The following is a 19075-nucleotide window of genomic DNA, read 5'->3' on the forward strand; positions in this document are numbered from 1 at the left end:
AGCGGCCCGCCTGGAGCGATGCTTAAGGGGGAGTGCTTCCCGAGCAGCAGCTTTATGAGTCTACTCCTGTTTCCGTCGCCTGTATTCCTCATTTCGTTTTCGTGTCCGCATGATCTGCAGCTTTAGCAGCATCGGCATGAGCTTCAAGGCTCTTGACCTGCTGGCTTAAGAGGTGGATCGTATCGTCCATTTTGTCCAGCTTTTCGCCCATCGTTTGCAGTAAGTATTTGATCAGGATAAAGCTTAGAGTAACGGGAAAACCGACGTTTGTGACTAGAGTAACCATATCAGCAACCTGCATCATCGCTCCCTCCTTTCTTCTAAATGTCCTTTCACTATATAGAGAAAATAATAAGGGAGAATTACAACCAAGAATATAGAAATAAATGTTATAATTTCAATAAATAAGGTGATTTCTCAGTTGTTAATTTTCTAAGAATTTTTCCCTATAGGTAGAAGATGATTTTGAAAGGGGGAGGTAGCTTTGGAAGAACAACAAACCGTGTACGAGCAATATCGCAGAGAAGTGTATCGGATCGCCTGGCGGATTCAGTATCGAGCAAAGGTCGTGCGGAAGCGGGAGTGTTCATTTGGCGGAATGGAACCGGCCACAACCAGTTTCACCTCATCTTCTGATAACAAAATCGTCGTAAGACAGTTGATTAATGCCCTCCCGTCTGACACGGGCCGATCGATTATCTTCAAGATCTATATCCAAGACAAAACCGAGCAGGAGGTTGCCCGTGAGTTGAACATGAGTCAGCAAGGGGTGAACAAATGGAAGCGAAAGATGATCAAAGAATTGTCCCGGATGGTGAGTTCCTGAACCTGTTGGATAAAGCAAGGCAGAATGATAAGGAATCCACCTTGAAGCTCATCGAGCTCTATAAAGGGGATATTCTGCGGGTAAGCAAGTATATTCACACGTCGGAGGAAGATGCCGTTTCGGATATTATACTAGAGTTTCTGGAATTGATTAAGGAGCGGAAGGAGTAGGCAAATCCCTGTGCTTTCAGGGGTTTGCCTCTTTTTTTATTTGCTCTGGAGTTATATTTTTGTAAAAAATGTTGCAGCAGCGGTTGTAATCGCCGGGCCGGATGTTCCCTTATTATTGGGAACGGGATAACCTGATCATACGGCAATTGGTTGCTGGCCCGAAGACGAAGCCACAAGGCCATTAGACTGCGGGGCCGCCAGACCGCCAGACCGCCAGGCATAACGGAGCTGCAATTTCCGCTTAGAGGCGCTGCAAGCCGGGTCCCGCAGCCTCCTTCCGCCACTGGGAGGGCGTCAGGCCTTTGTATTGCTTGAACAGCTTGGTGAAATAATTCGGGTTGCCGCAGCCGATCTGTCCGGCGATTTCCGTAATGGTGAGATCGCTGCCGCTTAGCAGTCTCATGGCCTCGTTGATGCGAATGAAGTTGACGTATTCAATCAGCGTGGAGCCGGTCGTTTTTTTGAATATTTTACAAAAATGATACGGGTTGAGATTCATCATCGCCGCTGCCTTGGATACGGTGATCGGCTCGGCATAATGCTCATCGATATGGAGCAGCAGCTGTTTGAAGCGATCCGTGTTACGAGTATGGGCCAGATTCGCCCGCCCTCGCTGATCGCCGGGCATGAAGCGGCGGGAGAGCAGGGTGAACAGCATGTACAGCTGGCTTTTGACCATGAGCTCGTATCCGGGCTGCTTGCTTTTGAATTCGCGGATGATCTCTTCTAGAATATGCTTGAAGCGCAGGTTCTCTTCGTCTTGATGACTTAGCTTGATAGGAAATAGCAGAGCTCCGTCCAGATAAGGCGCAATATAGAGCGCGTGCTTCGGGTCGGGCGTTTTGCCATGCCGGAGCAGCGCCGCGTTAAACACGATGGCATAGTATTCCAGCAGCCCTTCGTCAGCGGCGTAACCTGCATGCAGAGCTCCAGAGGGGACAAGAATGATATCGCCGGGCAGTGCTTCATAGGGATTGCTGTCGATCAAGAAAACGGCCTTTCCCTCAACCACCAGCAGAATCTCGAAATGGTCATGCCAATGCAAATAAAACGAAGGGGTGCCCTTCTGCTGCTGTTCCTGGCGAAGGCGAAATATATTAAACGGATAGGATGGATCATTAAAATACGTATGCTCCCGCAATTCCTGGGGATGCGTCATGTCAGGCACAGCTCCTCTAGCGCAATATAGAACCCAAAAAGCACAAGATTGTATAGAGATATATTCAGGGAAGCGCTATACAATGGGCTTATGCTTCACAATATACTCAATATAGGAGTGGTTGGCAAATGCAAAACGGCAATCATTTATTACGTATAGGCACGCTGGTGGGCGGACAGGATGCGGTACGGGTCATTCCGCAAATTTTGCCGCATGGCTTTGAGTCATTCAGCCTCACCTTCTGGCAAACAACGGGAGGCATCGATTTGGCGGAGCTTGCCAAGCAGGTGCGGGAGATTATAGATGAGCACGGAGTAGTCATTTCCAGCATCGGGGTGTTCGGCAACCCGCTGACTGGAGAAGGGGATAATGCGGATACGCTGGCCAGCTGGGAGCGCGCGATCGATCACGCGCATCTGTTCGGAGCAGATATCGTCAGCGGTTTTACCGGCCGTCTGACGGACCGTCCGATCGATGAGTCGCTGCCTCGCTTCAAGGAAGTATTCGGGGAGCTGGCGAAGCGCGCAGCGGACCGGGGCGTGCGGATCGCGTTCGAGAACTGCGATATGGGCGGCACCTGGTGGAAGGGAGATTGGAACATCGCTCATAACCCGCAGGCCTGGGAGATGATGTTCAACGAGGTTCCGGCCGACAATCTGGGCCTGGAATGGGAGCCCTGCCATCAGATGGTCAGTCTGATCGATCCGATTCCGCAGCTGCGGAAGTGGGTAGACAAAGTCTTCCATGTGCACGGCAAGGACGCGACGATAGCTTGGGATATCGTCAAGGAATACGGCATTCACGGACCGAAGGAATTTGTCTGGCACCGGACGCCGGGATTTGGCGACACGAACTGGACGGACATTATTACGATTTTACGTCAAGCCGGGTATAAGAGCACGATCGATATTGAGGGCTGGCATGATCCGGTCTATCAGGGCGAGCTGGAAATGACCGGCCAGGTGCATGCGCTGAATTACTTGAAGCAGTGCCGCGGCGGGGCTTTTGTGCCAAACCCGGTGTAGGGGAGAGCTGAGTGATCATCCATGTTGGACTTAGCGACGTGGATATCTGGCAAGGGTTTGAAATGGATTCCGAAGCATACAAGTTGAATCATAGGTGGTGTGAACAATGAGCAAGCAGCATCGGATCGTGGTCGCCGGGTGCGGCGGAATGTCGAACGTGTGGATCAAGGAGCTGCTGAAGCGGGACGATGCCCTCGTTGTCGGGCTGGTCGATGTGCATATTGGCCAGGCGGAGAAAGTCCGGGACGCCTTTGGGCTGGCGTGCGGTGTTTATACCGGACTGACGGAGGCGATTACCGGTACAGGCGCGGATTTGGTCATCGACGTGACGATCCCGGACAGTCACTTCGAGATCAGCACGACGGCCATGAAGCAGGGCTGCCACGTCTTTGGCGAGAAGCCGATGGCCGCCACGATGGAGCAGGCCAGGACAATTATTGAAACAGCGGATGCTACGGGCAGGTCGTTATCGGTCATGCAGAATCGCCGGTACGACGTCAATATCCGTGCGCTGCGCGAGCTGATCGCCTCCGGCACGATTGGCAGGCCCGGCATGATCAATGCGGACTTCTTCCTGGGGCCGCATTTTGGCGGGTTCCGCGATGTGATGGAAAGTCCGCTGATTCTGGATATGGCGATCCACACTTTTGACCAAGCCCGGTTTATCGCCGGCGCCGACCCCGTATCGGTCTACTGCCATGAGTTTAACCCTCCGGGCTCCTGGTATGCGGGCAATGCTTCGGCCGTCTGCATTTATGAAATGTCGGACGGCTCTGTGTTCAGCTACCGGGGCTCGTGGTGCGCGGAAGGCGCTCCGACGTCCTGGGAGGCTGAATGGCGGATCATCGGCGAGAAAGGGACGGCGATTTGGGACGGCGTCCAGGCGCCTTATGCGGAGGTCGTAAATGCCGGCGAACAGGCGGAGCAGAAGTTCATGCGCGATACGGTGCGCGTGGAGGCGCCGCTGCGCTGGAACGGCAAGCCGGGGCATGAGGGCTGCCTGGATGAAATGTTCCTGGCTCTGAAGGAAGGCCGTCCGGCCGAGACCGATTGCCGCGATAACATCCACAGCATGGCCATGGTGCTCGGAGCAATCGAAAGCGCGAAGAGCGGACGGAAGGTTATGCTGGGGTAACACAGTAAGCAGTTAGATGAAAAGGGTTGGAAGGAGGGGGAGCAGCATGCTCCTCCTTTATTTTTTTGCACAAGAATAAAGAAAAAGCCGCCGAAAGCGGCGGCTCTGTTAATTGATGGGAATATCGACAACCACATTATATTCCTTCATGTAATGCATCCCTTTGATGCGCAGGTACTCCGGCTTGGCCTGCGAATCAAACAGCAGGGTGCGTTCCTTCAGGATCGTTCCATCCTCCAGCTTGGTTTCGATCTGGCCGATGGTCGTACGTAAAGAAATGGTCTCGCCCTGCGTTTCGATCGAGACGCCGTCAAGCAGGACATCCTCCTCGGTCGCGATCGTGATTTCCACGCCTTGGGCCGTGACGGTTACTTTTTTCACCCATAGCTCCTTGCCTTCCAATGTGAAGGGCTCTTCGCCAGCCGACGCGAGGGGCAGCCTCTGATCCAACTGCTGGTAACCGGCGAATTCTTTCATAACGAGCTCCAGGGATTTCAAGGGCTTGGGCAGCGGATTGTAGCGCAAGTCAAACTTTCTGCCTCGGATAGAAGATCCATGCCCGCTTCCGGTCATCTCTACAGGCACTCCGTTGGCAATCAGCTCGATCCCGTCTAATGCTCTAGGGAGGCGGTCAAAGTTATCTACGTTTAACGAGCCTTCAATCATGGTCATCGTTGGCGTAGCGGTGATCGACTGGAAGTTTATCGTGCCTTTGTCTACTTGTGCCTTCTTGCCGATAGACTGCTTCACCTCGGTCTGCATCGCCTGGTTCGGATCATAGGCGAAGGAGAGGGCGTGGTCGATGAGCTGGTTGTTTTCCCCAGGTTCGAAATAATGCAGCGTCAGTTTTTTGGCAAAAGGGCTTACGGGCTCGAAGGTGATCGTTCCCTTCACCTCGGTCTGGCCCTCGTTGGGCTGCGATACGCCGCTTTCCAAATGGGAGTTCGTCAGGAAGCCGGTAATCTTGGACGGCTTGAACGGAGGGTCGCTCCAATTATCGATCCCCTTAGGGTTCATCAAGGTGTAATACAGGATCAATTGGTTGGCATCGGTCATGATGCCATTGATCGTCAGCTCCGTTCCGTCGCTTAAGGTTGCCTTCCTGTCCACAAGCTGCCCCATCCCTTGATCGTTCAACTCCTGCAGCGTACTGCTGATCAACTCGTCGAAGCCAAGCAGCTTCTTGCCGTAGAAAGCAAAGGCATTATAGTTATAGCCAAAAATAACGATTAACAATATAGCGGCTGCCGCGGCTCTCCAGACCACGGATATCCGTTTTGTTCTTGCTGGGGCAGCCCCGTCGAGGGCGCTTCGTAACCGGGCTTCCAGCTCCTCCGGTGCGGCGATGGTGTTCAGGCGCCGTTTCTCTTCTGTTAGCCGCTTTTCGATATTATCCATCCGTTTCACCCCCATAGAGCTCTCTCATTTTTTTTAATCCTTGAAAAATACGCGATTTCACCGTCCCGACCGGCACGCCCATCATATCCGCAATCGTCTGGTAATCGAGATCATGCCAATATTTCAATTGGATCGCTTCCTGCTGCTGTTCATTTAAATGGAGCAGCATTTGCCGGATATCCATTTGCTGATCACTGTGCCGGTAAGGATCGTTAGGAAGGGCAAGGTCCAGGTCTTCTGTCAGCTTGCTGTTCATGGCCGCATCATCCAGCGGCACCAGCTTCTGGCGCTTGCGAAGCAAGGCTTTGCAGCTGTTGGCCAGAATGGTTCGGCTCCAGCTGTAGAAGGCTTCCTCCTTTTTGAGCTGGCCGATGTTCTCGTACAATCTGACGATCATATCCTCCATGGCGTCCATCGCATCATGCGAATTTCCCATATAGGTCAGTGCGAGTCTGTAATAGTCGTCTTTCTCGGCCAGGATCAGTTGGAGGAGCGCTTCTTTGTTCCCTTTTTTTGCTTTTTTTACGTATCGAACCGCATTCATTGCTTCACCTCACTCCCCTATAAGAGTCACGAACCGGGGTAAAAGTTCATTCTTTTAAAAAAATGGCTAAGTATACATCGTTATAATTGTTACTACTCGATCTCGCTTTATTGCTATATTTTACATGAATTCGAGTTATAATGTTATTATGTAATTACAGTTATAAGGTATAACTAATTGTGCGATGATTATACTATTGAGGAGGATATTGAGTTGGGTGGTGTAGCTAAGGTGGATAGAACTACGAATAGATCAAAGGCTATGAGATATTCACGTAAAATAGGCCGGATGGGAAACAGTTTGGGAGTAAGTATACCAAAGGCTTTAGCAGAAAAGCTTAATGTAGGGCAAGGCGATGAAATTGAATTTATAGAAAATAATAAAGGCGAAGTGGTCCTTAGAAAAGTTATTCCGACAAAGCTGCCAGATCATGTTCGCCCAGAAGTGCTCGAAGCTTTCTATGATATTTTCAACGAGGATCGGGACATCTTAGACGATTTAAGGGACCGGTAAATGGTAAAGTATTTAACCAAGGAAGAAGTCGTTGCCGGGCATTATTTTATGATGAAGCAGATGGAGGATTTGGAGCAAGCAGGGGTTAAAGATTATTCTTTGCTGGAGTCAGCGATCCATCGACCGGGGCAAACCGTATTTGGTGAGGATGCTTACCCGTCATTGTTTGATAAAGCAGCTGAACTGGTCGATTCTTTAGCTAAAAATCATTGCTTCCACAACGGCAATAAGCGCACTGCTTATTTGTCTGTTAAGACCTTTCTGCTTATAAATGGTTATCATTTAAAAATGGAGAGAAGCTTTGCAGTTAACTTCATGGTTGATATCGTAACCGGAAAGTACTCCCTTGAAGATATTGCACATATTTTTCGTGAGCATTGTATTCAGAAGTGAGAGAGGATAGATGATGTTTTTAGGGTAATGAATATAATATGGCAATTTCAGAAGAAGGAGGAATTTCATGCTGCGGACAAAAATCATTTGCACGCTCGGGCCCGCTTGTGACACGGTGGAGACTTTAAAGGAAATGATCCATGCGGGCATGACCGTGGCTCGTTTGAATATGGCGCATGGAGATCTTGAGGAGCACGCAGGCCGTATTCGGCGTCTGCGCGAGGCGGCCAGGGAGCTGAATGCGTATATCCCGGTCATGATGGATATTAAGGGACCGGAGGTGCGCATCGGCAAGCTGAAGGATGCATCCTGTCAATTGACAGCCGGCGAGGAGCTGATCCTGACAACCGAGGAAATCGAAGGCGATGCGCGCCGGATTTCGGTCAACTATACGGAAATGCCCTCGGTTGTCCGGAAGAATGACCGCATTCTGATCGATGACGGCCTGATTGAGCTGAGTGTCATGGATGTCGAAGGTACGGAAATTCGTTGTCTCATCAAAAGCGGAGGCCAGCTCAAGCCGCGAAAGGGCGTAAACCTGCCGGGAATTCATACGACTCTGCCGGGGGTGACCGAAAGGGATATCCGCCATATCGGCTTCGGACTGGAACAGGAGATCGAGATGATCGCCGTCTCTTTTGTCCGCAAGGGCGATGATATTCGGGAAGTACGGCGGGTTCTGGAGGAGCGCGGCGCCGGACATGTGCAGATTATCTCCAAAATCGAGAATGAAGAAGGTGTCATGGAGCTGGACGATATCATTGAGGCATCCGATGGCATTATGGTTGCCCGAGGCGATCTCGGCGTAGAGGTACCCGTGGAGAACGTCCCGGCCATGCAGAAGGAAATGATCGATAAATGCAATTTGGCCGGCAAACCGGTTATCGTCGCGACGCATATGCTGGAGTCGATGCAGGTTAATCCGCGCCCGACACGCGCGGAGGTCAGCGACGTCTATAACGCAGTCATTCAAGGTGCGGACGTGGTTATGCTCTCGGGAGAGTCAGCGGCGGGGAAATATCCGGTGCAGTCTGTACAGACGATGGCCCGGGTAGCCCGGAAGGCAGAGCTTATGATTGATTATCGCGAGCAATTCAACCGGAAGAGAGCACAGCATGCCGCCGATATTACGGAGGTAATCAGCCAAGGCGCCGTAAGCGCGTCGCTGGAGCTGGATGCCGCAGCGGTTATTACTTCGACCGAGAGCGGCTTCACCGCCCGAATGGTATCGAAGTACCGTCCCCAGGCGCCGATTCTGGCGATTACTTATGATCGGCATGTGCTGCCTGCGGTTTGTCTGCTTTCAGGCGTCATTCCCCTCCTGGGGGAGCATGTGGCTACAGTAGATGAAATGTTCGAAACAGCTATTCAGCGGGCGCTGGGGACAGGTTATGTGAACCCGGGCGACACGGTCGTACTTTCCGCCGGTTTGCCGCTAGGGCAGGCGGGGACGACCAACCTGCTTCAGATTCAGCAGGTCAAGGCATGATGAAGCCGTAAAATTAAATCTGGAGGATGCATGGAGGAAGCTGGTTTTGGATCCATCTTAAAGGGATTGACAGTCTCCTGCTTGTCATGTAAGATGTGTCTTGGTTATTACGTTGTGGTTTGCTGCAGCTGCCAGACATAAGTGTGACAATTGCATCGCATAGATTATTTTTCGTATAACCTCGCTGAACTAACATTAAATCGGAGCGAGGGTTTCTACTGGAAGCCGTAACTTCCTAGCTACGAGAATGAGAACGGTATTGCCGATTCTTATTTCGCAGCTAGGATTTTTTGCGTTTCTGGGCTTATTTTGATATACGTTGGGGAGGATTTGCAAGGAAATGAAAATGAAATACCTATTGTCTGTATTAATTGGAGCGAGCAGCTACGGCATATTGTCGACGATTGTTGTACTCGCATATGGCCAAGGATATCAGCTTGGCGAAGTGGTGGGCACACAGTTGTTGACGGGATGCATCTTGGCGTGGCTGTTGGCCATGTATACGGCCTGGAAAGAACGCAGCAAGGGCAATCGTTTGGGGGCAGTAGCGGAGTCGGCAGCAGGTTCGGAGAAATCGGAAGCAACGGCGGCTCATTCGCCGAAGCTGACCTGGAAGCATAGATTGCTGCTGATGCTGGCTGGAATGCCTACTGCGATTACGGGATTGCTCTACTATCAATCGCTGCGCTATATTCCGGCTTCGCTGGCGATTGTGCTGCTGTTTCAATTCACTTGGATCAGTGTTTTAATTCAAGCGGTTAGCAAGCGGCAGCGCCCAAATGGAATCATGCTGTTTACTTTGGTATTGCTGCTCGGAGGTACGCTGCTTGCTGCTGGACTTATGGAGCAGAAGGAGACCAGTTTCCCCGCGATTGGCATTGCGCTGGGACTATTATCGGCTGTCAGCTACACCCTGTTTATTCTATTTAGCGGTAAAGCGATACCGTCGGTTCACCCGGCTTACCGCAGCGCTTGGATGATTACCGGCGGGCTGGTGCTTGTGTTCATCTTGTTTCCGCCGTACTTCTTGTTTAACGGCTTATTATGGAGCCAATTGCTCCTGTTCGGCTTCCTGCTTGGCCTGTTTGGAGCCTTTATCCCTCCGGTGCTATTCGCGGTCGGCGTGCCTCACATCGGCGAGGGAATGGCGGGCATACTCGGAGCTGCAGAACTTCCGGTGGCCGTGCTGCTCTCCTCGTTCGTTCTTCGCGAGCACGTGACAATGCTGCAATGGGGCGGGGTCATCATCGTGCTGCTTGGGGTCATGCTGCCGGAACTCTATAAAATGCGAGCAAGAACCGCAGGACGGTTAACTTAGCGTCGTTGTATATTTATGTCGGTGTCAGCACACCATCCTTAGATCGGCTGGTTCGATTGGAGGAGGGTGTGTTTTTTGTTGTATACTTGTGCCAGAATTAACGAGAGGTGAGAGCAGTATGATCCAAGTAGCGGCAGCAATCATTGAGGATGAACAAGGGCAACTGCTAATAGCACGCCGAAAAGAAGGGAAGTCCCAGGCGGGGCTGTGGGAATTTCCGGGCGGAAAGATCGAAGAAGGCGAGTCTGGAGAAGAGTGCCTTCGCCGGGAGCTCATGGAGGAAATGAATATTGCGATTGAACCGTATGAATTTGTTGGCGTCAATGACCATTGGTATGGAGATGTGCATATCAGGCTGTTTGCCTGGAAGGCAACATATCAGGCCGGGACAATTACATTAGCCGATCATGATGAATACTGCTGGATAGCCAAGAGTGAGCTTGGTTTATTTGAGTTCGCTGAGGCGGATAAAGTGTTTGTCCGGAAGCTTAGTGCGGGAGGAGAGGGTTGAAATTTGTCGAATTTCATTAGCTAAGGAAAATTAATATTATCGTAACTAAAAATGATCATTTAGTAGCTGGAGGGCAACAATGGGGGATATTAAATTATTTCGTATAACGGCTAGTGGAGCCGTAGAGTTAGCTGGTCAAACCGCAACGATTGAGAAATCGCTGCAAACGATGATGGAGCGGCATTTGGAGGAATTACTGGGAATTCGTTTTTTGGCTACGGAATACACGACAGGGAAGCGACACAACGGCAGAATAGATACACTTGGTATTGATGAGAACAATTCGCCAGTCATTATAGAGTATAAAAGGACGACAAATGAGAATGTCATGAATCAAGGGCTGTACTATTTGGACTGGCTGATGGATCATCAAGCTGAGTTTACTTTGCTTGTGCAGAAGAGATTTGGAGTGGAGGCTGCCGATGCGATTGATTGGAGCGCTCCTCGTCTGTTATGTATTGCCGGCGGCTTCACAAAGTACGATGAATACGCCGTACAGCAAATAAATCGAAATATAGAGCTGTATACATACAAAAAGTTTGGTGAAGAGTTGTTTTTACTTGATCTGGTGAATGCAACAACAGCGAGCCCATCTACGGCATCCGCTGAAACTGCAAGCAACAGCAAAGGCAACAGTAAAAATTCAAAAACAGTCTCCGATTACCTTGCGCAAGCAAGCGAAGAACTGACTAATCTGTATGAGGATCTCAAGGCTTTTATATTAGCCATTGGAGACGATGTACAACTGAATATACTTCAGGATTATATTGCCTTTAAACGAATCAAGAACTTTGCCTGCGTAGAAATTCACCCTCAAAAGAAAGCAATTACGGTTTTTGTCAAAGTGGATCCAAGTTCTATTGAGCTTAAGCCTGGTTTTACGCGGGATGTAAGGAATATTGGACATTTTGGAACGGGGGATCTTGAAATTACAATTATGACGACCGATCATTTGGAGGAAGCCAGATCTTTAATCCAGCAAAGCTATGAAATGAACTAGCTTCAAAAGGTAAAAATACGTTAGACGTCATGGATCGGATATTCGATCTCTTTCACACGAATCCTCAACTCATGACGTTCTAACGTACAGAATGATTTGCTGTTATCGCTTTATTTATCTCTGCTCACCATATAATGTAATAAGTGCTTAAGGAAAGCATTGTCCCGCGGTATATCGTTTAATGCTTCCACGGCCCGGCAATAGTGCTCCCACATCGCCCTTCGGGCACCATCATGACCTAGAAGGGTTACAAAGGTCGAACTATTGTTTTCAACGTCCTGACGAACGGGCTTTCCCAATAAGCTAATTTCACCTTCCGAATCCAGCAAATCATCTTTAATCTGGAAGGCAATGCCTGCATGGTAGGCATATTTCTTTAGAGCTGTGATCTCCGTCTCATTGACTTGAGCCAGAATGGCTGGCATCACCAGGCAAGCCTCAAAGGCGATCCCTGTTTTGTAGAAGCATATCGTATTCAACTGCTCAAGGGTTAACATCTGTCCTCTGGCTTCTAAATCCATGGCCTGACCCATGCAGATTTCGCCGGCCTTTTGGGATGAATATCGCATCAAGGCGAGTACGGCCGTGGCCTCAAAACCGCTCAGGGAGGACTGCTCTTCAACGGCCTTCTGAATCAGATACAGCCCCGTCAGCTCCGCAGTGGCGCTATTATGAACCTGATGAAGAGTGGGGCGTCCCCGGCGGGTAGGCGCATTGTCCTGTGAAGGCAGATCGTCGAAAATCAAAGAAGCTGTATGCATATACTCCAATGATTTCAGCAGCGGCATAATCGCCGCAGGCTCCAGGCCATATTCATGAACCCCCATAACCCACGTTAAAATAGGCCGAAGGCGTTTGCCGTCTCCTTGAAGACTATAGTTTGCGGCATCAATTAGCGAATTCGTGACGGGCGGCATTTCTCCCGCTTTAGGAATCTGCAATTGTTGATTGATCTCGCGGCGGACAGAATGAATCGTATCGATGAAGCGATCCTTCTCTTTCCGGCTGGTTCTCAGTACGGTTATGATTTGATCTCGAAGCAGCTTGTCAAGGAAGTCCACATCGTCCGCTTGCTGAACCATACGTTGGACGAGCCGGTTAAATTCCCGATTTCCCGAGGCGAAGATGTTTATGATTTCATTGTACTTGATCTCCCCGAGGCGTTCCTTGCTGCGTTTTAATCCGTTGATGGCACGATTCAGGATAATGTCCCGTGTTCTGGCATCTGAAGAATACACGTCGTGGATCAAATAGGAAATGACGGTCCAGTACAATTCATACGGATTCATCAGGTCCGGACGCTGCTTGCTGTACTGCAAATAATAGGTGTAGGGCGTCACGGCTCCGGCCTTTATATCATCGAACATATCCGCAAAATCATCAGCGAGCTGGTTATAGATCCCGTAGTAGAACGTCCGCCGCTCGAAGCTTTCATCCCCGGGTGCGCCAATGACGGAGCGGACAATCAATCGGGAAGAAGAGGATTTTAGAATAACAGGCAGGTACAGCTCCTCGTTGGTGTAGGCAGGATGGGACAGCTCCTTCGCACGGTCCAGATCCTGAGCCTGAAAAAACACATAAGCTTGCTCAAAGAAGATATTGATGGTTTCCGGCGGCTGGGAGTTCCTAATATATTCAAAAGCTTCCCGAAGCTCTGAATATACATACTGAATAAATTCCCTGTTCTCGCCGTCCCACTCTCCGGATTCCGGAACAGAGCCGGTAAGCAGTGCAGTTCTGATCATGCGGGAAAATTGTTCCTTCTCCCCGGTATTCAGAATTTCTGAATCAAGGAGATCGTCAATAAAAGGATAGGTCAGGCCATAGGAGTAACCGAGGCGGATCGCTTCATCAAGCCGCTTCGAACGCTCGTCGGCTGATAGGCTGTCATCCAGCTCATCCATGACATGAAGCACTACGCCGATGATGATTTTCATCAGCTTTCTCTGGGCATGCTCCGCATCCATTTCCTGAGGGATATGGGCGGATACGCGGTTTAGTTTATCGATTAGCCAGATAACGGCGTCTTCTATGCTCTCCTTCTGAGCCCATCGGTACAGCCCGGCCAGACTCATAAAATCAGGCGGGTCTCCCTGTTTGGTACCGGTGTAGCGAAGCAGGTATTTTTTAACGTCAGCTGATGTTTGCTCTATCCGAGCCTGAGTATCTGGAGAGTCCAGAGCCTTGCCCAGGTCACGCATGTAAATATAAGAAATGCTTCGATCTAGATAGCCGTCCAATTTGCCGGTGCGATTCAGCCAGCCGATATATTGATGATAGCCCAGTACATCGGGCGTCTTGCTGCCGCGTGGAAGCCAGGAATGCCAGGAGCGGGGAACATGGTTTTTTTTCCACAGTTGAAAATCAGTTGTCAGAGTTTGAACATACATATGATCCATAGCCCGCGTTTGCAGAGAGGCATAATACTGAACTGCCTTCTGCTCAGCCCTTTGATACCACGTATTGGCTTGGATTGTAATTAACTCATTCATTGTTGGCTTCCCTCAATTTCTAGTTGTTTAGTGGACGGATGATGCTTACATCATATACGTGAAAGAAACTTATTGGTTACAACATCGGCCCATACACTTTGGTAAAATAGGCTGGGGTGACAGTGATGCAAATAAACAGGCTGCTTGAAATTGTGTATATTTTATTAGATAAAAAGCAGGTAACCGCCAAGCAATTGGCCGAGCAGTTCGAAGTATCGCAGCGGACGATTTACCGCGATATAGATACATTGAGTGCGGCGGGAATCCCCATATATACGAATAAGGGGAGGGGCGGAGGTATTCGTCTGCTTGATCAATTCGTGCTGGGCAAATCGATGCTGTCAGACAAGGAGCAGGTAGACATTCTCTCTTCGCTTCAAGGCTTGAATGCCTTGAATGTTCCAGATGTCGAGCCCGTGCTGAGTAAGCTCGCAGCCATATTCAACAAAGAGTCTACGAGCTGGATTGATGTCGACTTCTCCCGGTGGGGCTCTGATGCTTCGGAGCAGGAGAAGTTCAACTTGCTGAAAACGGCGATTTTAAACAGAAATGTAGTGGCCTTTGATTATTATAGTTCGTATGGAGTTAAAACCGAGAGAATCGCAGAGCCTATAAAGCTGATTTTTAAAGGGCAAGGCTGGTATATTTATGGATTTTGCAGGTTGAAAAATGACTTTAGAATGTTCAAGGTGACCCGAATCAAAAATCTGGCATACTCTCAAGAAACTTTTAGCAGAGAGAAGCCGGGGGAAGTCTGGAGTTATCCCTCCAATATGAATCATAGAACGGTAAAGCTTGTTTTAAAAATGGAGTCCAGCATGGCTTATAGAGTCTATGACGAATTTGACCAGAATGGTATAACTAAACTTCCGGACGGAAGCTTTATAGTAGAAGTTACCTATGTCGAGGATGAGTGGGTGTACGGGTACATATTGTCTTACGGTGCTGCTGCTGAGGTGATAGAACCGGAGCATGTCCGGAATATCATAAAGCAAAGGCTGGAGGCGAGTTTAAGAAAATATTCATGAGCTAGTTTTTATAATATGACATGCTGTTGTCTAATTAAGGCTGCTATACTGACCTCAATATCAAATGAAACGAGGTATAGCCTATGAATTATGAAATAGTGCATGTAGAAGAAAAAAGAGTCGCAGGGATTCAGATTAGAACCAGCAACAACGATCCATATATGAGCCAAAAGATAGGTGAGCTCTGGCAGCGGTTTTATCAGGATGGAATCTACCACTCGATACCTGACAAACGGAATGATAAAAGCATAGGCTTATACACCCATTATGAGATGGATGTTCATGGCGAATATGATGTGATCGTATGCTGCGAAGTGCAAGAAGCGGGGGACTCTGATGCCAAAAAAAGTTTAGAAGAGACTGAGATTCAGATCGAAACGATCCCTGCGGGGAAATATGCTAAGTTTATTGTGCAGGGCCATATGCAGCAGGCGGTGGCTGAATTTTGGATGCAGCTGTGGTCGATGGAGCTGGATAGAAAATTCAGCAGCGATTTTGAGGAGTATCAAAGCGGTGGAGATATGGACAATGCAGAAATTCATATATATATTGCATTGAATTGAATTAACTTAATTAAACGCTAACCTGGGGTCGCGACGAGGCGGGAATTTCGTTATTAATTAGGGGATGGTTTTTTTGTGCGTATAGTGTGGACGTTTTAATTGTGAATGTCCATGCAAATGAGGACACAGGGGAGATCATCATTCAACGCATAGTTCATACTGCATATTGTGTTTGAATATTATAAAAATCTATATATAGATATTCCCGGATGGTGCAGATATATTTCAGGTGTCCACTATTTGAAAGACATTTCGGTATGAAAAGTCCACTGGGAAAACACATTTCTTTAGGAACTATAATTCGGAAAATTTGCCATGAACTTTATATACAGAGCCTCTAGCTTGTCGTATTATAAACAATAATAAAGCTCATGGGAGGCCATCGCGAAAAGTGGATAATAAGTTCAGCTATGATCAATATTTGGTAAGACAAAAGATAATCTCCGTACTGGGTGCCAGGTTTCATATTTATAATGCCAATCAAGAGCTCGTCATGTATTCTCAAATGAAGGCCTTTAAGCTAAAGGAGGATATTCGGCTGTACAGTGATGAGAGCATGAGCGAGGAATTGCTGACGATCAAGGCGCGTAATGTGATCGATTTCTCCGCGACCTACGATGTTCAGGATGCGCGTACGGGCGAGCGCGTCGGAAGCCTGCGCAGAAAGGGATTTAAGTCTATTTTGAAAGATGAATGGATCATACTGAATGCGGGCGAGGCCGAGATCGGGCGGATCAAAGAGGATAGCAGGCTGCTAGCACTGCTGCGGCGGTTCCTCAGCAGCTTAATTCCGCAAACTTATAACGTGGAAATAAATGGCATTACGGTGACTACTTTTAAACAAAATTTCAATCCGTTTGTCACGAAAATTAATGTTGATTTCTCCAGCGACCCGTCTCAGACGCTTGATCGCCGCCTTGGTCTTGCTGCCAGCGTATTGTTGTGTGCAATTGACGGCAAGCAGTCGAGCTAAGGAAAGTCCTCTATAAGTGTAATTAACCACACCAAATACATTCATGACCAACCGGTTGATATGATGAAGAAGGGGCTAAAACAGCCCCTTCTTTTTTGCATCCGCTATTTACTTCCGCAAAGATTCCATTAACAATTTTCTTTTTACAACTCCTGATTTATTGAATAAAATTAATTTTTATTAAACAAAGTTAAGAAATAAACAAAAATATTGTTTACTTTTATTAATATTTTGGTTATCCTAGGAAACAAGGGAGGGAGATAGATGGGGGAGAGGAATATTCCTTTGTGGATTTTATCGTTGGATTCAGAAGATATCGAATTTATGCGTAAGTTCATTATTAATTCTGGCTCCTTAAAGGACCTTGCAAAAGCGTACGAGGTTTCTTATCCTACTGTTCGCATCAGATTAGACAGACTGATTCAAAAAATTGAACTAGCTCAGGACGAGAATTCACAACCTTTGGTTAATTTCGTTAAGAAACTTGCCATTGAGGAACGTATTACCTTAGAAGATGCACGACTTATTATCGAGAAATATAATGCAGAGAGGAAAGGGATATAGATGCCGGATTTAACGGTGTTTTTCATCATTGTTAGTATGTCGGCTGTTCAGTATTTTATGGCTAGCAGAAATAGTTTCATACTCGGTGCCGTCATCCCTATACTGTTCACTGCTGTGATCACATGGATGTTTACAACCAACAGAATTGAAAGTAAGATTGCGTATATTGTATTACTTCTAATAGGATTGATTATTTTGATAGAAGAGTGGGTAAGAGGCCGGAAATCTCTCCGTAAGCGTCAGCAAAAGGAAATGGATATCATGATAACCAAAGATTTATGATTCATTTCCTCAGGGGAAAAATACATTTGACAATCGAAAATCAATTCACTATACTTTCTGTAAACTTATATGTGATTTACGATGATGGAACGAAGTAGCGGGCAGTCACTGTTCTCAGAAAGCCAGGGGTTGATGCGACCTGGCAGCATTACTGAACCTTGCGAATTACACTCCGGAGTATCTTGGGTAATGCCAAGCGGGTTGGCTCACGATAGCGAGCTGAGAGTGGTATGATGGCGAAGCCGGCTGACGGATGTTGAGATCATCGTACAAATTGGGTGGTAACACGGTTAAATCAATCGTCCCTTTAGTCTGTAACAGACTAGGGGACGTTTTTTATTTTATGAGAGTATAGGGAGTGAACATGTTGAATATTATCGATGAACTGGAATGGCGCGAAGCGATTAATCAGCAGACGGATGCGGAGGGGCTCCGCAAGCTGACCGAGGAGAAGGCGATCTCCTTGTATTGCGGGGTGGACCCGACGGGAGACAGCATGCATATCGGGCATTTGATTCCTTTTATCGTGCTGAAAAGATTTCAACTGGCAGGGCACAAACCTGTCATTCTCATTGGCGGCGCAACCGGAACGATCGGTGACCCAAGCGGCCGTCAGACTGAGCGCAGCCTGCAGACGATGGAGCAGGTACAGGCTAACGTTGAGGCGCTGACTGCGCAAATGAAGAAGCTGTTTATGACCGACGGGGACAATGAGCTGAGACTGGTGAACAACTATGATTGGACGCATCAGTTGAACGTGATTGATTTTCTGCGGGATTACGGGAAGAATTTCAGTATCAATGCGATGCTGGCCAAAGATGTCGTAGCAAGCCGGCTGGATAGCGGAATTTCGTTCACGGAGTTCTCGTATCAAATTCTGCAGTCGATGGACTACCTGCATCTGTATCAGGAAGAGGATGTTCAGCTGCAAATCGGCGGCTCCGATCAATGGGGCAATATTACAAGCGGGCTGGATCTCATTCGCAAAAAAGTAGGCCCGGAAGCGAAAGCCTTCGGCTTAACGATTCCGCTCATGCTGAAGGCCGATGGCACGAAATTCGGCAAAACGGCCGGCGGTGCGGTCTGGCTTGATCCGAAGAAAACGACACCGTACGAGTTCTACCAGTTCTGGGCAAATACCGATGACCGTGATGTCGTTAAATACCTGAAATACTTCACATTCCTCGATAAAGAGGCGATTGAGGTTCTGGCTGAGAAGGTACAGACCGAGCCGCATAAACGCGAAGCGCAAATTACGCTGGCCGAGGAAATGACCCGGTTCGTACACGGCGAGGATGCGCTGGCCGAGGCTAAGCGAATTACTGCCGCTCTGTTCAGCGGGGATATTAAGTCTCTGACCGCTGATGAAATCGAACAAGGCTTCAAAGAAATGCCGACCTTCGAAGCAGCCAAAGACTCCAAGAATATCGTCGATTGGCTCGTTGACGTAGGCATTGAACCCTCGAAACGCCAAGCGCGCGAGGATATTACGAGCGGGGCCATCTCCCTAAACGGGGAGCGGGTCAATGAGCTGGAGTTCGAGATTACGGCCGATCTGGCGATCGAAGGCCGCTTCATCATTGTCCGCAAAGGGAAGAAGAAATACCATTTGGTGAAATTGGTTTAGGGGTACGAAACGAAAGGCACAGCAATCTCCTGGGGGAGGGTGCTGTGCTTTTTTTGTTTTATGCG

Annotated in this window: 21 protein-coding genes and 1 riboswitch; of the genes, 16 read left to right on the forward strand and 5 right to left on the reverse strand. The window is 48.5% G+C overall.

Features of this window, described 5'->3' with window-relative positions; genetic code table 11:
* Positions 1-88: 88 nt before the first annotated feature.
* The gene (locus tag MKX50_RS06110; RefSeq protein WP_306422056.1) at positions 89-304 is read right to left on the reverse strand and encodes a hypothetical protein; all 216 of its coding nucleotides are present in this window, start codon (positions 302-304) and stop codon (positions 89-91) included.
* Between the two features lie 180 nt (positions 305-484).
* Between MKX50_RS06110 and MKX50_RS06115 the strand changes: the two genes are divergently transcribed.
* Together MKX50_RS06115 and MKX50_RS06120 are read left to right on the forward strand one after the other, a co-directional pair.
* Complete coding sequence (locus MKX50_RS06115) at positions 485-826, forward strand: DUF1492 domain-containing protein (RefSeq protein ID WP_155609639.1); 342 nt, start codon at positions 485-487, stop codon at positions 824-826.
* Between the two features lie 5 nt (positions 827-831).
* Positions 832-996, forward strand: a complete 165-nt coding sequence (locus MKX50_RS06120; protein WP_283927332.1) for a hypothetical protein — start codon at positions 832-834, stop codon at positions 994-996.
* A 241-nt stretch (positions 997-1237) separates the two neighbouring features.
* Here the strand turns inward: MKX50_RS06120 and MKX50_RS06125 are convergent, their stop codons facing one another.
* Positions 1238-2155 carry an AraC family transcriptional regulator gene (locus tag MKX50_RS06125; RefSeq protein WP_339158771.1) on the reverse strand — a complete coding sequence of 306 codons (918 nt, stop codon included), beginning with the start codon at positions 2153-2155 and terminating at the stop codon, positions 1238-1240.
* A 128-nt stretch (positions 2156-2283) separates the two neighbouring features.
* On the opposite strand from MKX50_RS06125, the gene MKX50_RS06130 reads away from it, so the two are divergent.
* Together MKX50_RS06130 and MKX50_RS06135 are read left to right on the forward strand one after the other, a co-directional pair.
* Positions 2284-3180 (forward strand): sugar phosphate isomerase/epimerase, encoded by an 897-nt coding sequence (locus MKX50_RS06130; RefSeq protein ID WP_339158773.1) that lies wholly within the window; start codon positions 2284-2286, stop codon positions 3178-3180.
* Between the two features lie 106 nt (positions 3181-3286).
* The gene (locus MKX50_RS06135) at positions 3287-4315 is read left to right on the forward strand and encodes a Gfo/Idh/MocA family oxidoreductase (RefSeq protein WP_339158775.1); all 1029 of its coding nucleotides are present in this window, start codon (positions 3287-3289) and stop codon (positions 4313-4315) included.
* A gap of 108 nt (positions 4316-4423) precedes the next feature.
* Here the strand turns inward: MKX50_RS06135 and MKX50_RS06140 are convergent, their stop codons facing one another.
* Together MKX50_RS06140 and MKX50_RS06145 are read right to left on the reverse strand one after the other, a co-directional pair.
* Positions 4424-5713 carry a DUF4179 domain-containing protein gene (locus MKX50_RS06140; protein WP_339158777.1) on the reverse strand — a complete coding sequence of 430 codons (1290 nt, stop codon included), beginning with the start codon at positions 5711-5713 and terminating at the stop codon, positions 4424-4426.
* On the reverse strand, positions 5706-6257 hold the full coding sequence (locus MKX50_RS06145) for a sigma-70 family RNA polymerase sigma factor (RefSeq protein WP_339158778.1): 552 nt from the start codon (positions 6255-6257) through the stop codon (positions 5706-5708). Before MKX50_RS06145 ends, MKX50_RS06140 begins: the two co-directional genes overlap by 8 nt.
* 213 nt (positions 6258-6470) lie before the next feature.
* On the opposite strand from MKX50_RS06145, the gene MKX50_RS06150 reads away from it, so the two are divergent.
* The 6 genes from MKX50_RS06150 to MKX50_RS06175 all read left to right on the forward strand — a co-directional run bounded on the left by MKX50_RS06150 (position 6471) and on the right by MKX50_RS06175 (position 11481).
* Positions 6471-6770: an AbrB/MazE/SpoVT family DNA-binding domain-containing protein gene (locus tag MKX50_RS06150; protein WP_244996629.1), complete on the forward strand. Its 300-nt coding sequence runs from the start codon at positions 6471-6473 to the stop codon at positions 6768-6770.
* Positions 6771-7163, forward strand: a complete 393-nt coding sequence (locus MKX50_RS06155; protein ID WP_213592677.1) for a type II toxin-antitoxin system death-on-curing family toxin — start codon at positions 6771-6773, stop codon at positions 7161-7163.
* 67 nt (positions 7164-7230) lie between these two features.
* Positions 7231-8652 carry a pyruvate kinase gene (pyk, locus tag MKX50_RS06160; protein ID WP_339158779.1) on the forward strand — a complete coding sequence of 474 codons (1422 nt, stop codon included), beginning with the start codon at positions 7231-7233 and terminating at the stop codon, positions 8650-8652.
* 151 nt (positions 8653-8803) lie between these two features.
* Positions 8804-8914: riboswitch (purine riboswitch) on the forward strand.
* A 78-nt stretch (positions 8915-8992) separates the two neighbouring features.
* A complete protein-coding gene (locus MKX50_RS06165; RefSeq protein ID WP_213592673.1) occupies positions 8993-9970 on the forward strand; it encodes a DMT family transporter in 978 nt (325 codons plus the stop codon).
* 118 nt (positions 9971-10088) lie between these two features.
* Positions 10089-10481, forward strand: coding sequence for a (deoxy)nucleoside triphosphate pyrophosphohydrolase (locus MKX50_RS06170; RefSeq protein ID WP_213592671.1), 393 nt, complete (start codon positions 10089-10091; stop codon positions 10479-10481).
* 79 nt (positions 10482-10560) lie between these two features.
* Positions 10561-11481, forward strand: a complete 921-nt coding sequence (locus tag MKX50_RS06175; RefSeq protein ID WP_213592669.1) for an endonuclease NucS domain-containing protein — start codon at positions 10561-10563, stop codon at positions 11479-11481.
* 110 nt (positions 11482-11591) lie between these two features.
* On the opposite strand, the gene MKX50_RS06180 is transcribed toward MKX50_RS06175, so the two are convergent.
* The gene (locus MKX50_RS06180; RefSeq protein ID WP_339158781.1) at positions 11592-13973 is read right to left on the reverse strand and encodes a polyprenyl synthetase family protein; all 2382 of its coding nucleotides are present in this window, start codon (positions 13971-13973) and stop codon (positions 11592-11594) included.
* Between the two features lie 125 nt (positions 13974-14098).
* Between MKX50_RS06180 and MKX50_RS06185 the strand changes: the two genes are divergently transcribed.
* The 6 genes from MKX50_RS06185 to tyrS all read left to right on the forward strand — a co-directional run bounded on the left by MKX50_RS06185 (position 14099) and on the right by tyrS (position 19010).
* Positions 14099-15001 carry a YafY family protein gene (locus tag MKX50_RS06185; protein ID WP_339158783.1) on the forward strand — a complete coding sequence of 301 codons (903 nt, stop codon included), beginning with the start codon at positions 14099-14101 and terminating at the stop codon, positions 14999-15001.
* Between the two features lie 83 nt (positions 15002-15084).
* The gene (locus MKX50_RS06190) at positions 15085-15564 is read left to right on the forward strand and encodes a GyrI-like domain-containing protein (RefSeq protein ID WP_339158785.1); all 480 of its coding nucleotides are present in this window, start codon (positions 15085-15087) and stop codon (positions 15562-15564) included.
* Positions 15565-15955: 391 nt separating this feature from the next.
* Positions 15956-16537: a hypothetical protein gene (locus MKX50_RS06195; protein WP_213592662.1), complete on the forward strand. Its 582-nt coding sequence runs from the start codon at positions 15956-15958 to the stop codon at positions 16535-16537.
* A 264-nt stretch (positions 16538-16801) separates the two neighbouring features.
* Positions 16802-17101: a DUF2089 family protein gene (locus MKX50_RS06200; RefSeq protein WP_213592660.1), complete on the forward strand. Its 300-nt coding sequence runs from the start codon at positions 16802-16804 to the stop codon at positions 17099-17101.
* Positions 17102-17383, forward strand: a complete 282-nt coding sequence (locus MKX50_RS06205; protein WP_213592658.1) for a hypothetical protein — start codon at positions 17102-17104, stop codon at positions 17381-17383.
* Between the two features lie 367 nt (positions 17384-17750).
* Positions 17751-19010 carry a tyrosine--tRNA ligase gene (tyrS, locus tag MKX50_RS06210; RefSeq protein WP_213593049.1) on the forward strand — a complete coding sequence of 420 codons (1260 nt, stop codon included), beginning with the start codon at positions 17751-17753 and terminating at the stop codon, positions 19008-19010.
* Positions 19011-19075: the final 65 nt, after the last annotated feature.

The organism is Paenibacillus sp. FSL W8-0186, from assembly GCF_037969765.1.
In the GTDB taxonomy this organism is placed as follows: Bacteria; Bacillota; Bacilli; order Paenibacillales; family Paenibacillaceae; genus Fontibacillus; species Fontibacillus woosongensis.